Genomic DNA, 15,193 nt, shown 5'->3' with positions numbered 1-15,193 from the left:
GTGACCACGACGTCGTTGCCATGTTGGTGCCATGAGTCAGCTAACTTTTACCACTGACCTCACAATTGCTGAACTGGAGACAAGTTTTTCGATCTATTGCAAGGCGCTTCGTATCCTCGTCCTTGAGGAGAGGACAATCAACCAGATCCGCCGCAGCGTCTGCTGGCGGCGCCTTTCTTCTCTGCATGAGGCCCTGCCCTACCGGTACGGTGATCCTTCCCATCTCTACTTTTTGATTAAAAGAGAGTGTGGCAAGTGAGGGGGCTTGGGGCCGAGCATCCACCAATCCCTACGGTTTCAGCGGCTGGAGGAGGGTCTCATTTTGGCTGGCAATAGTTCGGCTCGGGTGCGCATGCTTGCTTGCTGGGGTCAGTTGGGTGGGTCCAATCAGTACCAATAATCACCAAATTGCTGCGGTCTGCTGCTACTATTTGGCTTGAGCGAACTACTTCACATGCTTACAGGCTCCGAATTGCTCGCCAAGGTCAAAGAGCTGGGTGATGTGTCCAAATCAGATCTGGTCCGTAGCTGTGGCTATGTGAGCACTAAGAAAGATGGTAGCGAGCGCCTCAATTTCACGGCGTTTTACGAGGCCCTGCTCGGTGCCAAGGGTGTAAGCCTTGGCACCGATAGTGTTGGCAGGGGTACGGGCAAGGGTGGTCGCAAGCTGAGCTACACCACAAAAATTCAGTTCAACGGCAACCTGCTGGTGGGCAAGGCCTACACCGCCATGCTCGACCTCAAGCCCGGGGATGAATTTGAGATCAAGCTGGGCCGCAAGCAGATCAAGCTCGTACCCATCGGTGGGGCTGACGAAGAGGAGTGATATAGTCCCAGCCAGGCTGGCTTCTGGCTGCCTCAGCTGATTTCTTTTACTACTTTTGAGGCCCCGGTTTCTCCGGGGTCCGGTCTTCCCGCCTCTTTGGCCTGTAGGGCTTCAGCCCTGTCCTGGCAAGTGGAGCAAAGCACCTTGCCCTTGCGCTGTCGGTATAGCTTGATCGAGCGCTCAATTTGCACTCCACAACTGCAACAGGGAAACAGGGGGCTCATCGGATCGGCAGCACGCTGGGTCACCCACCAGGGCAGGATCGCAAACATCAGCCCTAGCAAGGTAATGCCAGTGGGGCCCAACAGCGGGATGTCCATCCCCCCTGTCGCAAGCTGACCTCCCCCACCCCTGCCATGCCCCCCAGTCCCAGACCCAGCCTCCCTCCGATCGCGGGCCATGAGGCGGAGATCCTTGCCTTGGTGCAACTGCCAGGAGCGGTGTTTGCTCCCCACTCCAATCTCCAGCTGGAGCAGATCCATTCAGCTTTTGCCTGTGCGCTCCACATGCATCAGCCCTCGATTCCAGCCGGGTCCAACGGAGAGCTGATCTCCCATCTGCAATACATGTATGAGCACCCGGGCGAGGGTGACAACCACAACGCCGATGCCTTTGCCAACTGCTACAAAAGGCTTGCCGAGATCATTCCCCAGCTGATCGGCGAGGGTTGCAATCCCCGGATCATGCTCGATTATTCGGGCAATTTGCTTTGGGGTTTCGAGCAGATGGGCCGCCAGGACATCCTCAGTGCCCTTAAAACCCTCGCCTGCGACCCGAGCCTGCAGCCCCATGTGGAGTGGCTCGGCACCTTCTGGAGCCATGCGGTGGCCCCCTCCACGCCGATCCCCGATCTCAAGTTGCAGATCCTGGCCTGGCAGCACCATTTCGCAGCCCTGTTTGGCCCCGAGGCCCTGCAACGGGTGAAGGGTTTTTCGCCGCCGGAGATGCACCTGCCCAACCACCCCGACACTCTCTATGCCCTTGTCAAGGCCCTGGGGGAGTGTGGCTACCGCTGGTTGCTGGTGCAGGAGCACAGCGTTGAGAATCCCGATGGCTCCAGCCTCAGCCGGGAGCAAACCCTGATCCCCAACCGCCTGGTGGCCCGCAACTCCAGCGGCGACACGGTGAGCATCACCGCCCTGATCAAAACCCAGGGCTCCGACACCAAGCTGGTGGGTCAGATGCAGCCCTGCTACGAGGCCCTTGGCCTCGGCCGCCAGCCCCTGGGCGCCGGCACCATTCCGGCGTTGGTGTGTCAAATCGCCGACGGCGAAAATGGCGGCGTGATGATGAACGAGTTCCCTGCTGCTTTCATCCAGGCCCACCAGCGCATCGCCAGCAATACGGCTGAGGAAAGTAAAACCGTGGCGATCAATGGCAGCGAGTACCTGGAGTTGCTCGAGGGGGCAGGGGTAAACAGCACCGCCTTCCCGGTGATTCAGGCGGTGCAGCAGCACAAGCTCTGGCCCCTGCTCGATCCCCAGGGCAGCTCCGAACCGCCCGGGGCAGCAGCGGTTCAGGCCGCCATTGCCCAGCTCCAGGCCGCCGATCCCTCCTTCTCAATGGCCGGGGCTTCCTGGACCAACAACCTCAGCTGGGTGGAGGGATACGCCAACGTGCTCGAGCCGATCAACCAGCTGAGCGCCCGCTTCCACGGGCATTTCGACCCCCTGGTGGCGGCCGACCCTGCCCTGACCCAAACCCCGGCCTACCAGCAGTGCCTGCTGCACTTGCTGCTGCTGCAAACAAGCTGCTTTCGCTACTGGGGCCAGGGCACCTGGACCGACTACGCCAGAGAAATTCACCGGCGTGGCATGGAATTACTCAGCAATTAGGGCTGGGCAAGGGCCTGGTTAAGGGCCTGTTCCAGGCGCGCAAGCCGGCGACCATTCACCCCCAGATCGGAATCGCCGCTGCGGGACACCGACCTGGCCTGCAGCTGGCCCCGGGTCTGGTCTGCATAGAGCTCCAGGTCGTCGACAAAGCCAAACAGGGCGCTGCTGGCGGTGGCATGTAGGTAGCCATCGCCTTGCTCCACCAGCGTGGTTCGGGGCATGGCCTGCACCACGGTCACCAGCAGCGCCAGGGCGGAGTCAGGATCGGCCACGGCCCAGTCAGCCCGGGCGCAGTGGGCCGGCGACGGGCAGGGCGCCAGGGCTCCGTTGTGCACGCCCAGCTCGGGCGGCACCGGGCCTACCAGGTGGAACAGGGCCAGGCTGACGATCAGCAGTAAGGGTTGGAGAAGGGTTCCCATGGCGTTGGTCTAGCTGCTCAGGTAGGGTCCAGGAAGCTCCAGGGCTCCCAGTCTTACCTGCATTGCCCCGGGCCCCACGGCGGCTTGCACGGCAGCAGCCCAAATGGAGGATGCTGTAAAAAGGCGTGCGCGGATTCGCGTTGAAGTGCTCATAAACGAGATCTTGATTACCCATAAGCCTCCGCAACCCTGAGATCCCGCTCCGTGCAGGGCATGCAGCAACAGACCGCATTGGCAATGCGATCAGTCATCGCAACCATCGAGAAGCGCCGGTTGAACCGGAAGCAGAAGCCGCCCAGGTAGCGCCTGGCGTACTTGTCGAAATTGAAAGCGTGGAAGGTGCCGTTGAAGCCGGTCTTGAGGTTGCCCAGCACGGTGTTGATCCAACGGAACTGCGGCAAGTCGTTTGGGTGCTTCCCACCGGTGACGATGGCGTGATGGCTGCAGCCTGCCGTGGTCACGGCACGAAAGCAGGCCAGGCCATCGGAGAGCACCTGACTGCCGGGCGCCAGATGGCGCTTGGCCCACTCAGCGATGGCCTCTGAGCTGAAGCCACTCACGGCTGTGATCCTGGCGTGAATCAGCCGGCCCGCCTCATTCAAGGAGACGGCCGCGACGATGGGGATCTTGTTCTCTGAACCCCGACCTGCCTTGCCGCCCGGCAGTTCTCCGCCGAGGTAGGAATCATCGATCTGGACTTTTCCCCGCAGCAGGTAAGCCTCCTCCCGATCAGCCATCGCCCGCAGAATCTTGTGGTGCAGCAGCCAGGCGGTGTCGTAGTTCACGCCCAGGTGGCGGCTGAGCTCCAGCGAGGAGATCCCTGTTTTGGCCTGCCCGATCATGTAAAAGGCCAGAAACCAGGTGGTCAGAGGCAATTTCGTGGCCTGCATGATCGTGCCAGCCGTGAGCGTGGCCTGATGGCCGCAGCTGCGGCACTGATAGCGCTTGAGCCTGCGGCCATAGACCAGCCCATGCTCATGGCCATTGCAGCGGGGACAGCGGAACCCACCGGGCCAGCGCGCCTTCTCCAAAGCAGCCTCACATTGCACCTCGGTGCCGTAGAGCCGCTGGAAGTCAGGCAGTGAAAGGCCTTTCTGGAACTGGATGACGTTGCGCGCCATGACTGAACTGGTATGTGCGTACCAGTCTACGGCCCAGGCTCGCGGTGCGCGGAGCGAGCTGGGTAATCAAGAACGAGATTGATGATCAACTGACTCGTCTCGGCGAACAGCGATTCCGGCAATCCGTTCATGGTCGAGCCACCGACCAGTGCGTCATGGTTCGCCCTGACCGCGGTCACGAGCATCTCGAGCCAGCTTGACTCGGGAGGGCAATCATCGTCCGTGAACGCGACGATGGTCGCCACGGCATGCCTCGACGCCGCTGTTTCGGGCTCCCCCGGGGCCGCTGTTCTCCTGGCGGATGATGGTCAAGGCGAAAGCCGTCGACCAACGTCTTGGATCGAAGGTCAGGGTGAGTCACTCCCATCGTCGACGACAACGACCTCGAACGAACCGGGTTCAAAGAATTGGCAGGCCAGGGCGCCGAGGCAGCCATCGATCTAATCGGCCCGGTTCCGGGTCGGGATGATGACAGTTGCAGCGACCCGAAGCATGTATGAGCAGGGAGAGCACCGCCTCGCGGCCAGCCTCCAAGACCTCCCTAAACCAGGAGAGAACTTCACCATTTCGCAGCCAACCCAGCAGAATGCCTACAGCACGTAGGAACATCATGCAGGCTTTTTCGGTGCGCCAGCTCAAAAGCAACCCTTCCACAGTCCTCAAGGCTGCAGAAGCTGACGCCATGGCTTTGGTGACCAGCTACCAGCAACCCACCGCCTTAGTGGTGGCACTGGACCGACTGGGCCTACCCGATACGGCAGCGGTGCGCTCGGGGCTGGCGCTGTCTCTGTTTCGCTCTGGTTCGATCTCGGTTGGAGCAGCAGCACAAATCGCCGGGCTGCCCCTGCCTCGTTTCCTGGAAATCCTCTCCTCTTTAAAGATCCCTGTTGTGGACGCTGAGCAGGGTGAACTGGATGCCGATCTGGCTGCAGCACGTCGCTGGTTTGGCGAGCACCCCTGACGGCCAGCACTGATGAAGGTTGTGATTGCTGATGCGGGCCCGCTGATTGGACTGGCCCGCATCGATCAGCTTGGGTTACTAGCTGGGTTGTTTGGCCAGGTCTGGATCACTGAGGTAATCGCGGCAGAAATCGGCCTAGGGACTGCCGCTGCGGGAACCCCGGCCTTTCCAGGCGTGGAGTCACTTCAGGGAGCCTTTGAGCAAGGCTGGCTGCAGATCGCGCCAGCTCTGGCGCAGGGCGTTGATCCATATCGGCCGCTCAATCCCGGGGTGGATGGAGGCGAGGCCAGCGCCATTGGCTTGGCCCTGAACCAGCAGGCTGGCGGCCAGTCGGTTCTTTTGGTAGTAGACGACCGCTGCGGCCGCGCAGAAGCCCGAAAGCAGGGGCTGGCAATCATTGGCACCGCTGCGGTGCTTGTGCTTGCAAAGGAACGGGGCCTGGTGAGGGTTTGTTCGCCTCTGCTAGATGCACTGCGGGATCAGGGCTATTACCTCAGTGATGCATTGGTGGCAGCGGTTCTCAAGCAAGCCCAGGAGGTTTAGTGCTCGAATTCCTGGTATGGGGAAGCCATCGCCACCACCCGCACTGAGCAGGCCGCTGCAATCTCAGCCCAGCGCTCTGGTATTGGCCCCAACTGCTTGGGGATCTGATCGGCGGGTATGCCCTGCCGCAGCAACTTCTGCCCCCTGGCATGCAGCTCCTGGCAGCGGCCTGGCACCGAAATCAGAAAGCCCTTATCGCGCAGGTAGTGGGTGATCTCGCCGTTCACAAATGGTCTGGCGTAGGCGCTGAAGTTGGAGCTGCTGCGATTCACCTGCTTGCTGTCGTAGCGGCGTGAGGCCTTAATCAGTCCGATCGCCGCCAGTTGCTTTAGGTCTTCTCTACGGTAGCCGGTGGGACTGGCGAAGTTGGCGGAGAATTGCTGCAAAGGGCATGTGCTCGACAAACAGAGCAGCGGCAGCGGCATGGGGCGAGCGGCAGGTCCGCTTACGGCTGTGCAATAGGGCGTGACCTTATTGAACGCCTCTGCGGGACTGATTGACTCTGATGCCCGAGCAAAGGCCGATGCGGTGGTCTGTTCGGATGCCCAGGGGTAGCTGCGTGGATGAACGGCCTGGGTTTGGCCCATTGCCCCAGCCATGCTGCCGGGCTCGTTGCCGCGCTGATTACCCCGCAGGCTGAAGGAGTGACGGAAGCTGTAGATCACAGCCCTCTCTCCTCTGGCTGCTGCCCGTTGCTTCAGGCTGATCCAGCAGGGTTTCTTATAGAGGTAGGTGGTGGCAGTGCGGCTCACGCGTTGGGTTGATCCCAGCGGTGGCAGCTGTAGCAATCCTGCATTCCAGCGCTCCAGCAGGTTCCAACGCACCAGTTCACCACCCTGATGCATCAGGGGGAGGGCAAAGGCACGACGGGGCTTTGTCATGCCCACGCCCGCACGTCATACCCACACCCGCACGTTTGCGGTAGTCGCAGCACCAGATCAACTCACCAGTGGTGTGATGCTTGCGGACCGACATGTAGCGCAATTCCAACGGCCGCAGTCCCAGTTCAGCCATCAATCGCAGCGCATCGCGCCAACGCAGACCCGCCTCGTTTACGGGAAGGCTATAAATCAGATCGAGAATTTCCTGATCGCTCAATGGACTGCCCTTCATATGGCCCGGTGCAGGGTCCTGGGTGGGGCTGCCTATTTGGGCTTTCAGGTCTGTCGGAGGATGCCATTGCACTGGGAAATGCTCTTGATCACGGCAGAAGCGCAGGAACTGGGCGATGTACTGAACGCGGACCTCACGCTGCCGGATTCCCGGTGGCCAGTCCTTCACGCAGGCGTCGATCAGAGAGGCACTGTCAATCGGGGGGGGCTTGTCGGGCATGGTCATCAGCTGGATGACCATCTGCAGAACCTGGTCGTAGCGCTGCCAGGTGCGGGGATTGATCGCGGTGCCGTGATGCAGCTTGAACTCGCGGAAATGCTCTAGCGCCTCTTCCCAGGTGCTCAGGCTTCGGAGCGCTTTGCCAGAAGCGATCTGGGCGGCTGCGGACAGATCATGCTCGTCGAGTGTCAGCACATAGATGTTGCGGACCCTCGCCAAAATGGCCCCAACGTCCTGGCGGCTCCACTGGAATGGCAACAGCACCGAGGCGCGTGGGCGGTGCGGCTGACGCATCTCTAGCCGCACCTGGCCCCGTTCTTCTCGCAGGCTCCAGCCCTTGGCCATGCTGCTGCGCGCAAAACTAGCTTGGACTGATCGGTCAGGCTCGATCAGGCTCAGTCTGGGAGCCAGTTCTAAAGCGGGTTTTCAGTTGTGAATGGGCTACAAATAGTGTGGTTTAAGCGGGATCTGCGCCCTGCAGATCACCTCCCCCTGCTGGAGGCCAGCCGGCACGGAGCCCTGCTGCCCCTCTATGTGGTGGAGCCGGACTACTGGCAGCAGCCTGACAGTTCGGCTCGCCAATGGCTGTTCTGCCGCGAAAGTTTGCTGGAGCTGCGCTCTGCCCTGGCCCGCCTGGGCCAACCCCTGGTGGTGCGGGTCGGTGTGGTGGAGCAGGTGCTCGAGCGGGCCCGGCGCCAATTCGGCATCGGCGGCCTCTGGAGTCATCAGGAAACCGGCAATGGCTGGACCTACGCCCGCGACCTGCGGGTCGCGGCCTGGGCCCGGCAGCACGCCATCAGGTGGCACGAGATCCCCCAGTTCGGGGTCAGTCGTCGCCTGGCGCAGCGCCAGGGTTGGGCGCGCCGGTGGGAGGAGCGCATGGCCGAGCCGATCGCTCCGGCGCCACTGCGCTTGGAGCCTTTGGCTGGCCTGGATCCCGGTGCCATTCCCAGCGCTGAGGAGCTCGCCCTGGTGCCGGATCCCTGCCCGGGGCGCCAGCTTGGCGGCCGCCCCCAGGGGCTGGCGCTGCTGGAGAGTTTTCTAGATCGGCGCAGTCGCGCCTACCAGAGCGGCCTGTCGAGTCCGAACACGGCCTTTGCCAGCTGTTCGCGGCTCTCTCCCCACCTGAGCTGGGGCACCCTGTCGCTGCGGGAGGTGGTGCAGGGGAATCGCCAGCGGCGCCAGTTGCTCACGGCGGTCTCCTGGCGCCGGGCTCTGCAGCGCTTCGATGAGCGCCTGCACTGGCACTGCCACTTCATCCAGAAGCTGGAGAGCCAGCCGAGTTTGGAGTTTCAGGAGCTCCATCCCCTCACCGCGGGCCTGCGCGAGCGGGAGGGCCCGGGCAGCGACGAGCGCCTGGCGGCCTGGGCCGCAGGGCGGACGGGCCTGCCCTTTGTGGATGCCTGCATGCGGGCCCTGATCGCCACCGGTTGGCTCAACTTCCGCATGCGAGCCATGTTGGTGTCGGTGGCCAGCTACCAGCTCTGGCTGCCCTGGCGCGACAGCGGCTTGCACCTGGCCCGGCTATTCGTTGATTACGAACCGGGAATCCACTGGAGTCAGTGCCAGATGCAGTCGGGCACCACCGGCATCAATACGATCCGCATCTACAACCCGATCAAGCAGGGTGTCGATCACGACCCCGATGGCCTGTTCATTCGCCGCTGGCTGCCCGAGCTGGCGGCGGTGCCGGCGGTGTTTCTGCACCAACCCTGGATGATGGATGGGGCCACCCAGGAGCGGCTGGGCTGGGCGCTTGGCGCCGACTATCCCCAACCGATTGTCGACTGGGCCTCTGCGGCGGCCACGGCCCGCGAGCGGCTCTGGGCCCTGCGGCACCAGCAGGGATTTGCCGCCACGGCCGCTGCGATTCAGCAGCGCCATGGCTCGCGGCGCTCGGGCCTTCGGGCCAGCAGCCGTCCATCCGGATCCCGCTCCACCGGGGGCATGTATTCCGGGATAGATCAATTGGGCCTGGATCTGGGCTGAGCCCTTGGCTGCAACTGTCCGCTGCAACTTTCCGCGAGTGGGGGCCGTTGGAGGGCTCACTTTTTGCGGCAGTAGCCGCCCCCCACGTTCATCCAGCCCTCGGGGCAGGCCTCGCCCTTGGTGGGTTGAACCGTGTAGGTCATCAGGCCGAGGGTGCTGCACTTGCCGTTGAGCATGTCCACGTAGCCAAGGGGGCAGATGCTGCCGATCTTGGGCACCTGGCGCTGGGCCTGGGCTGGCGGCGAACTCCAGCCCAAGCCAGGGATCACAACGAGAAGGGAAAGCAGTACGCGACGGGCTGGCATGGGGAGCTGGCAAGCGGGTTGTCTGATGCTACGGAGGGCCACCTACCGACGGCCCCCCATATGTTTCTCAAATGATGTGATGACCATGCTGCAGATCTGCGTCAGACGCTTGAAGCAGGCCTGATCCGACGCTTTGGTGGGCGAAACGCACCAGCCAGGAGGCAGCGCGATGGCGAAGCTCAACCCGATCACGGTTTCTGCATTGAAGATGTTGAGGCTCGACACCGACCGGGTGCCCAGAAACCACAATGACCTGGCTTTTGCTGCCCGCCGCCGCACCAAATTCAAGGTTTGGACGCAGGAGCAAACAGACGCCTACCGGCACCTGTGGGATCTCATCGGCCAGCAGCAGGAGCAGCAGGCAGCGTGATTGCGCGCAATGAGGTTGAGGAGGCGCATTGGCACTGTCGTTGTTTCCGTACAGCTGTACAGAATCGATGACACCTGAAAGAGTTCAACGGCTGGGTGTTAAGGCGAAAGGGCGAGTTCACTTTCGGCCTGCACATTGATGGCAGGGGGATGGAAAGCTCCAGTGGGACATACATATCTGCAGAGCTTGCATTCTTGCTCCTGGCGAGCTGATCCATGCTTATACCTTGCCCAGGTCTATGTTTGTGTAACGCCAAATCAGGGCTGATGGAACTGCCCGCGAAGGCACCATCCACCCAAGCCACTCCTGCCTATCTGCAGTGAAGTTCTCGGGCTACATGGCCCAGGAGATGCGCCGCGGACTCATTCAGGCAGGCGGCAGCGCTGCTGGCAGAGCTGGTCGAGGCTGGGCCGTCCGGTGAGGCGCAGGCGCCAGTCGGCCCAGAGGGCGTAGGCCTGCTCCACCAGCGAACCCAGTAAAGGCCAGGCGGTGGGCGCATACAGCCAGCCCAGGCCGACCAGCCTGTAGGCCTCCCGGAATACGGCCACATCGCGCAGTACCTGCCCCTTGCCGGTGATGGCGTGGATGCGCCCCATCGCCTCGCGGTAGCTGATGCCAGCGTGGGCGCCGGGGTCGTAGTCCGGGGCGTCGATGTCGACGAAGGTGAGCCGGGGCGATGCGGCGTGGAGGCGCTGATCGCGCGCCCCCAGAAACCGCACCTCCCGCAGGCAGAGCGGGCAGCCGCCGTCATAGAGCAGCGTGAGGCCTGGCGCAGCCGTGGAAGATGCGGCAATAAGTGTTTCCGTCATCACCACTTATTGCGGCAGGCCCTGCCGTGGGCGAGAGCAAGCAGCAGCAGGGACTTGTGCAAGGGAACCCGTATCGGAACGGCGGTGGCTGGCCTGATGCTAGGCAGGGTGCCCAGAGGAGCAGGGCCGTGCTGCGTCAACACCTACAGATGCTCAGCCTCGCCACCCGCGGCGAAGGCTTCATCAACATCACCGCCGCTCTTGACGCCGAGATCGCCGCCAGCGGCTTGCAGCAGGGGCTGGCGGCCCTGGTCTGTCTCCACAGCAGCTGCTCGCTCACGGTGAATGAGAACGCCGACCCCCGGGTGCTGGAGGATCTGGCGGCCTATCTGCGGGCCCTGGTGCCCCAGGAGGGGGTGCGGCCGATCAGCGGCCGCGGCGAGCTGCGGCCCTACGCCCACGATGACGAGGGCCCCGACGACATGCCGGCCCACATCCGCACGGCCCTAACCACCACCAGCCTGCAACTTAGCTTCGACCGTGGTCGGCTCGTGCTCGGCACCTGGCAAGCTGTCTATCTCTGGGAGCACAGGGCATCACCCCAACAGCGCCGGATCGCCTGTCACCTGCTTGGGGAGTGAGTGCTCAGGAGGCTGCAAAGGCACAAGCTGCTCCATGGAAGCTGAGGTGGTGTTGTGTTTTTAGGTTCAACAAACAGCTGCCCAGCCATGGTCGAAACCTGTGCCATCTGCCATCTCCACCGGCAGGGTTGCGCCGCCGGCTCCTACGAAATCGGTCGGGGTGGCCTCTGGCTGCTGCGCCACCATCTCGATCCCGCTCCGCTGCCTGGCTGGTTGCTGCTTGACAGCGTGCGTCACCTTGGCGGGCCGGCTGATTTCACGGCCGCCGAGGCCTCGGCCTGGGGGCCAGCGGTGCAGTGGGCCAGCACCCTTGTGAGGGAGCTGACGGGCTGCGAGCGGGTGTATGCGATCGCCTTCGGCGAGGGGGCGCCCCATCTCCACCTGCACCTGATTCCCCGCTTTGGTGGGGATCCCCACACAGCCGCCTGGTCGGTGGCGGATCACTACCGGGCGGTGGAGCGGGGTGAGCGCCCCCCTGCCGATCCGGTTGCGGTGGCGGCGCTGGTGGCCCGGGGCCGGCAGCTGCTGGCTTCGAACCCCGAACCCCATTGCTGGCATTTCCCTCACTCCTGAGCAGGCCAATGCCCTTCCGGCCGAACTTCCACTCTTCGACTTCTCCTGTCGCATCGCCAGCAACTTCTGATCTGCTGGCGTCATGCCAAGCCGACCCCACGGCCTGGATCATTGGTCAAGGTTTTGTGTGAATTTCGGGGGTGCTGATTAGAATCGTAATGCTGCTATTGCACCCGTTATGGGCTTTCGCTAACTCGATAAAATTGCCATCATCGAGCATGTGCAGCAGGTTCTTGAATTGGCGGATCTGGCCCTGGGGGCGGGCCATTCGGCGGATAACGTTTTCTTGTCATCCCATCGGCTGCGCACCTCGCGGCCAATGCAGTTCTGCCGCAAGCGATTGGCGCGGGATCCAGCCCAGGTCACCCATCCCGGCCTGGCCTTCACCGACTTGATCGCTCTGCTGATGAGCTGGCGGCACACCCACACACCGATTGATGAGCTGGAGAGCCCGGCGGAGCAGGCTCGCACCACCGCCTATTCCGTCAGCCAGGCCCTCGCTTTCTAAACCAGCAACGGCAGCTTGGCCGGATCGATCTGCTGGAAGCGCAGCCGCTCCTGCTCCACCGCCACGGCGATTGTGTGGCCGCCGCTGAATTGGCCGCCCAGGATGCCCTTGGCGATCGGGGTTTCCAGTTCCCGCTGGATGGCGCGCTTGAGTGGCCGGGCCCCATAGACGGGGTCGTAGCCCACTCCTGCCAGCCAGTCGAGAGCATCGGCGTTGAGCTGGAGCGTCAGCTTTTTATCTTCCAGGCGCCGGGCCAGGCGTTTCACCTGCAGCTCCACGATCTGGCGGAGTTCCTCCTGCTTGAGGCTGTGGAAGATGATTGTTTCATCCAGCCGGTTGAGGAATTCGGGCCGGAAGTGGCCCCGCAGGGCCTCATTTACCCGGGCTTCCATCTCGCCGTGGCGAGCTGGATCCCCGGCTAGATCGAGAATGGAGCTGCTGCCGATGTTGCTGGTGAGGATCAGCACCGTGTTGGTGAAATCCACCGTGCGGCCCTGACCATCGGTGACGCGGCCGTCATCGAGGATCTGCAGCATCACGTTGAACACATCGGGGTGGGCCTTCTCCACCTCGTCAAACAGGATCACCGCGTAGGGCCGGCGCCGCACCGCTTCGGTGAGCTGGCCCCCTTCCTCGTAGCCCACGTAGCCCGGAGGCGCGCCGATTAGGCGGCTCACGGCGTGCTTCTCCATGTATTCGCTCATGTCGATGCGCACCATCGCCTCCTCGGCATCGAACAGCTGGGAAGCCAGGGCCTTGGAGAGCTCGGTTTTGCCCACGCCGGTGGGGCCGAGGAACAGGAAGGACGCAATGGGCCGATTTGGATCGCTCAGGCCCGCCCGGGAGCGCTGGATCGCATCGGCCACGGCCGTTACGGCCTGGGCCTGGCCGATCACGCGAGTGTGCAGCTCATCTTCCAGCTGAAGGAGTTTCTCCATCTCGCTCTGCACCAGCTTGGCCACCGGGATGCCGGTCCACTTGGCGATCACCTCAGCGATGTCATCTTCGGTGACCTCCTCGCGCAGCAGACTCTTCTCTCCGGGGGCACCGCCTGCATTGAGCTCCTCCTCCTTGGCGGCGAGCTTCTTGTGGAGGCCGGCCAGGGTGCCGTATTCGAGTTCGGCGGCCTTGTTGAGGTCGTAGTTGCGCTTGGCCTGCTCCACCTGCAGCTGCACCTGCTCGATCTCCTCCTTGATGGCGCCGAGTTCATCGATCGAACCCTTCTCTTTTTGCCACTGGGCATTGAGGGCGCTCTGCTGCTCGCTCAGGTCGGCGAGCTCTTTTTCGAGTCGCTCGAGCCGATCGCGGCTGGCGGCATCGGATTCGCGCCCCAAAGAGAGTTTTTCCATCTCCAGCTGGAGGATGCGGCGATCTAGTTCGTCGATTTCCTCAGGCTTGGAGGTGATCTCCATCTTCAGGCGGGCGGCCGATTCATCCATCAGGTCGATGGCCTTATCCGGCAGGAAGCGATCGGCGATATAGCGGCTGCTGAGCACGGCGGCGGCCACCAGGGCGTTGTCGGCGATGCGCACGCCGTGGTGCACCTCATAGCGCTCCTTGAGACCCCGCAGGATCGAGATGGTGTCTTCCACCGTGGGCTGATCCACGAACACCTGCTGGAAGCGTCGCTCCAGGGCAGGATCCTTTTCGATGTGCTGGCGGTGCTCATCGAGGGTGGTGGCGCCGATGCAGCGCAGTTCGCCTCTGGCCAGCATTGGTTTGAGCAGGTTGCTGGCATCCATGGCTCCGCCGGTGGCACCGGCCCCCACCACGGTGTGGATCTCGTCGATGAACAGCACTATCTGCCCTTCGGAGGCGGTGACCTCCTTGAGCACGGCCTTGAGCCGCTCCTCAAACTCGCCGCGATACTTGGCGCCGGCGATCAGGGCGCCCATGTCCAGCGACACGAGCTGGCGGTTCTGCAGGGCCTGGGGCACGTCGCCATTGACGATCCGCTGGGCCAGCCCCTCCACGATCGCGGTTTTGCCCACGCCGGGCTCGCCGATCAGCACCGGATTGTTCTTGGTGCGGCGGCTGAGAATCTGGATCGTGCGGCGGATCTCCTCGTCGCGGCCGATTACCGGGTCGAGCTTGCCTTCGCGGGCCGCCTGGGTCAGGTCGCGCCCGTATTTCTCCAGGGATTCGTAGGTTCCTTCGGGGTTCTGGTCACTCACCTTCTGGCTGCCTCGGATGGCCTGTACTGCTTCCTTGAGTTTGTCGGCATTGGTGCCGGCCTGCGAAAGCAGCTGCTTGCCGCAGCGCTCATCGATGGCCAGGGCCAGCAGCAGGTGCTCGATGGCGATGTAGCTGTCGCCGTAGGCCCCCTTGAGGCTGTCTGCCTGATCGAGCACGGTATTGAGCCCCTTACCCAGGTAGACGGTGTCTGGTGCTGCGCCCAAACTTGGCTGGCCGTCGATCCAGGCCTCCACCTTCTGGCTCAGGGTGCCCACATCGACGGCGGCCTTCTCCAGGATGCGGCCTGCCAAGCCCTGTTGGGCCAGCAGGGCGGCAAGCAGGTGCTCGCTTTCCATCTGCTGCTGGCGCTTCTGCTGGGCCAGCTGCTGGGCGGCGACCACGGCGCCCCAGGCCTTTTCGGTGAACAGTTCGGCGGTGGGATGCATGGGAACCTCTGGAATGGAGCCGTGCTTCAAAGCTATGGGCAGAGCCAGAAGCTGGCACCCCGGGAGGCCGAATCAGCTGGGCGTGAGAACCGGCCTATGGAGCGGTCTATGGAAGCGGGAGCTGTATCACCCCGGCATCGGGATTGCAGAGGCGGAGCGGACAGCCATCGGCCCCATACACCGCATCGGCGGGGGAGAGGCAGCCCATGGCGTTCTTGGCCTTCACCTGATCGGGCTGGATCCTTCTGGGTTGGAGCAAGCGCTGGCCTGGCGGAACCACCAGGGGACAGGAGTCACCGATGGGGGATTGGGCCAGGGCTGGGGCGGCGCTGGCGAGCAGGGCGGCCAGACCAATCAGGGCAGCCTGCATGCTTTACAGAGGGTTGGGACTCAGGCCACT

Annotated in this window: 19 protein-coding genes and 1 pseudogene; 10 read left to right on the top strand and 10 right to left on the bottom strand. The window is 63.1% G+C overall.

Features of this window, described 5'->3' with window-relative positions:
• The first annotated feature begins 31 nt into the window (after positions 1-31).
• Positions 32-259 carry a DUF3136 domain-containing protein gene (locus tag H8F27_RS01590; RefSeq protein WP_197150687.1) on the top strand — a complete coding sequence of 76 codons (228 nt, stop codon included), beginning with the start codon at positions 32-34 and terminating at the stop codon, positions 257-259.
• A 195-nt stretch (positions 260-454) separates the two neighbouring features.
• Positions 455-826, top strand: coding sequence for an AbrB family transcriptional regulator (locus H8F27_RS01585; RefSeq protein WP_197153288.1), 372 nt, complete (start codon positions 455-457; stop codon positions 824-826).
• Positions 827-858: 32 nt separating this feature from the next.
• Here H8F27_RS01585 and H8F27_RS01580 read toward each other — a convergent pair whose 3' ends face one another.
• A complete protein-coding gene (locus H8F27_RS01580; RefSeq protein ID WP_231596445.1) occupies positions 859-1,146 on the bottom strand; it encodes a hypothetical protein in 288 nt (95 codons plus the stop codon).
• A 36-nt stretch (positions 1,147-1,182) separates the two neighbouring features.
• On the opposite strand from H8F27_RS01580, the gene H8F27_RS01575 reads away from it, so the two are divergent.
• Positions 1,183-2,661 carry a glycosyl hydrolase family 57 gene (locus H8F27_RS01575; RefSeq protein ID WP_197150685.1) on the top strand — a complete coding sequence of 493 codons (1,479 nt, stop codon included), beginning with the start codon at positions 1,183-1,185 and terminating at the stop codon, positions 2,659-2,661.
• Here H8F27_RS01575 and H8F27_RS01570 read toward each other — a convergent pair.
• The 3 genes and pseudogenes from H8F27_RS01570 to H8F27_RS01560 form a co-directional block, all read right to left on the bottom strand.
• Positions 2,658-3,080 carry a DUF1499 domain-containing protein gene (locus tag H8F27_RS01570; protein WP_197150683.1) on the bottom strand — a complete coding sequence of 141 codons (423 nt, stop codon included), beginning with the start codon at positions 3,078-3,080 and terminating at the stop codon, positions 2,658-2,660. The two genes, H8F27_RS01575 and H8F27_RS01570, sit on opposite strands and share 4 nt — an antisense overlap.
• A 167-nt stretch (positions 3,081-3,247) precedes the next feature.
• Entirely contained in the window at positions 3,248-4,201 is a 954-nt protein-coding gene (locus H8F27_RS01565) for an IS1595 family transposase (RefSeq protein ID WP_197147974.1), read from the bottom strand.
• Positions 4,202-4,227: 26 nt separating this feature from the next.
• Positions 4,228-4,449, bottom strand: a pseudogene (locus H8F27_RS01560) (glycosyltransferase family A protein); the annotation flags it as partial.
• Positions 4,450-4,811: 362 nt separating this feature from the next.
• Here H8F27_RS01560 and H8F27_RS01555 point away from each other — a divergent pair.
• Both H8F27_RS01555 and H8F27_RS01550 read left to right on the top strand, forming a co-directional pair.
• Entirely contained in the window at positions 4,812-5,162 is a 351-nt protein-coding gene (locus H8F27_RS01555) for a UPF0175 family protein (protein WP_197150679.1), read from the top strand.
• 12 nt (positions 5,163-5,174) lie between these two features.
• Entirely contained in the window at positions 5,175-5,705 is a 531-nt protein-coding gene (locus H8F27_RS01550) for a DUF3368 domain-containing protein (RefSeq protein WP_197150677.1), read from the top strand.
• On the opposite strand, the gene H8F27_RS01545 is transcribed toward H8F27_RS01550, so the two are convergent.
• Entirely contained in the window at positions 5,702-6,586 is an 885-nt protein-coding gene (locus H8F27_RS01545) for a hypothetical protein (protein ID WP_197150675.1), read from the bottom strand. The two genes, H8F27_RS01550 and H8F27_RS01545, sit on opposite strands and share 4 nt — an antisense overlap.
• Positions 6,534-7,382: a hypothetical protein gene (locus tag H8F27_RS01540; protein ID WP_197150674.1), complete on the bottom strand. Its 849-nt coding sequence runs from the start codon at positions 7,380-7,382 to the stop codon at positions 6,534-6,536. The genes H8F27_RS01545 and H8F27_RS01540 overlap by 53 nt, the downstream gene beginning before the upstream one ends.
• An 87-nt stretch (positions 7,383-7,469) precedes the next feature.
• Between H8F27_RS01540 and H8F27_RS01535 the strand changes: the two genes are divergently transcribed.
• A complete protein-coding gene (locus H8F27_RS01535) occupies positions 7,470-9,026 on the top strand; it encodes a cryptochrome/deoxyribodipyrimidine photo-lyase family protein (RefSeq protein ID WP_197150673.1) in 1,557 nt (518 codons plus the stop codon).
• A 56-nt stretch (positions 9,027-9,082) separates the two neighbouring features.
• On the opposite strand, the gene H8F27_RS01530 is transcribed toward H8F27_RS01535, so the two are convergent.
• Positions 9,083-9,331, bottom strand: a complete 249-nt coding sequence (locus H8F27_RS01530) for a hypothetical protein (protein WP_197150672.1) — start codon at positions 9,329-9,331, stop codon at positions 9,083-9,085.
• Between the two features lie 169 nt (positions 9,332-9,500).
• On the opposite strand from H8F27_RS01530, the gene H8F27_RS01525 reads away from it, so the two are divergent.
• Positions 9,501-9,701, top strand: coding sequence for a hypothetical protein (locus tag H8F27_RS01525; protein ID WP_197150671.1), 201 nt, complete (start codon positions 9,501-9,503; stop codon positions 9,699-9,701).
• A 362-nt stretch (positions 9,702-10,063) separates the two neighbouring features.
• Here H8F27_RS01525 and H8F27_RS01520 read toward each other — a convergent pair whose 3' ends face one another.
• Positions 10,064-10,510, bottom strand: coding sequence for a thiol-disulfide oxidoreductase DCC family protein (locus H8F27_RS01520; protein ID WP_197150669.1), 447 nt, complete (start codon positions 10,508-10,510; stop codon positions 10,064-10,066).
• 128 nt (positions 10,511-10,638) lie between these two features.
• On the opposite strand from H8F27_RS01520, the gene H8F27_RS01515 reads away from it, so the two are divergent.
• From H8F27_RS01515 to H8F27_RS01505, 3 genes are all read left to right on the top strand, one after another.
• Positions 10,639-11,091, top strand: a complete 453-nt coding sequence (locus tag H8F27_RS01515) for a secondary thiamine-phosphate synthase enzyme YjbQ (RefSeq protein WP_231596444.1) — start codon at positions 10,639-10,641, stop codon at positions 11,089-11,091.
• Positions 11,092-11,178: 87 nt separating this feature from the next.
• Positions 11,179-11,664: an HIT family protein gene (locus H8F27_RS01510; protein ID WP_197150668.1), complete on the top strand. Its 486-nt coding sequence runs from the start codon at positions 11,179-11,181 to the stop codon at positions 11,662-11,664.
• Positions 11,665-11,884: 220 nt separating this feature from the next.
• Positions 11,885-12,172: a hypothetical protein gene (locus H8F27_RS01505; protein ID WP_197150665.1), complete on the top strand. Its 288-nt coding sequence runs from the start codon at positions 11,885-11,887 to the stop codon at positions 12,170-12,172.
• Here H8F27_RS01505 and clpB read toward each other — a convergent pair.
• Complete coding sequence (clpB, locus tag H8F27_RS01500; RefSeq protein ID WP_197150663.1) at positions 12,169-14,793, bottom strand: ATP-dependent chaperone ClpB; 2,625 nt, start codon at positions 14,791-14,793, stop codon at positions 12,169-12,171. The two genes, H8F27_RS01505 and clpB, sit on opposite strands and share 4 nt — an antisense overlap.
• Before the next feature lie 106 nt (positions 14,794-14,899).
• Positions 14,900-15,163, bottom strand: a complete 264-nt coding sequence (locus H8F27_RS01495; RefSeq protein ID WP_197150655.1) for a hypothetical protein — start codon at positions 15,161-15,163, stop codon at positions 14,900-14,902.
• Between the last annotated feature and the right edge of the window lie 30 nt (positions 15,164-15,193).

Source organism: Synechococcus sp. CBW1108 (assembly GCF_015840335.1).
Classification (GTDB): domain Bacteria; phylum Cyanobacteriota; class Cyanobacteriia; order PCC-6307; family Cyanobiaceae; genus Cyanobium_A.
The sequence above is the reverse complement of the archived record's forward strand: the minus strand, read 5'-3'. Positions and strand labels throughout refer to the sequence as shown.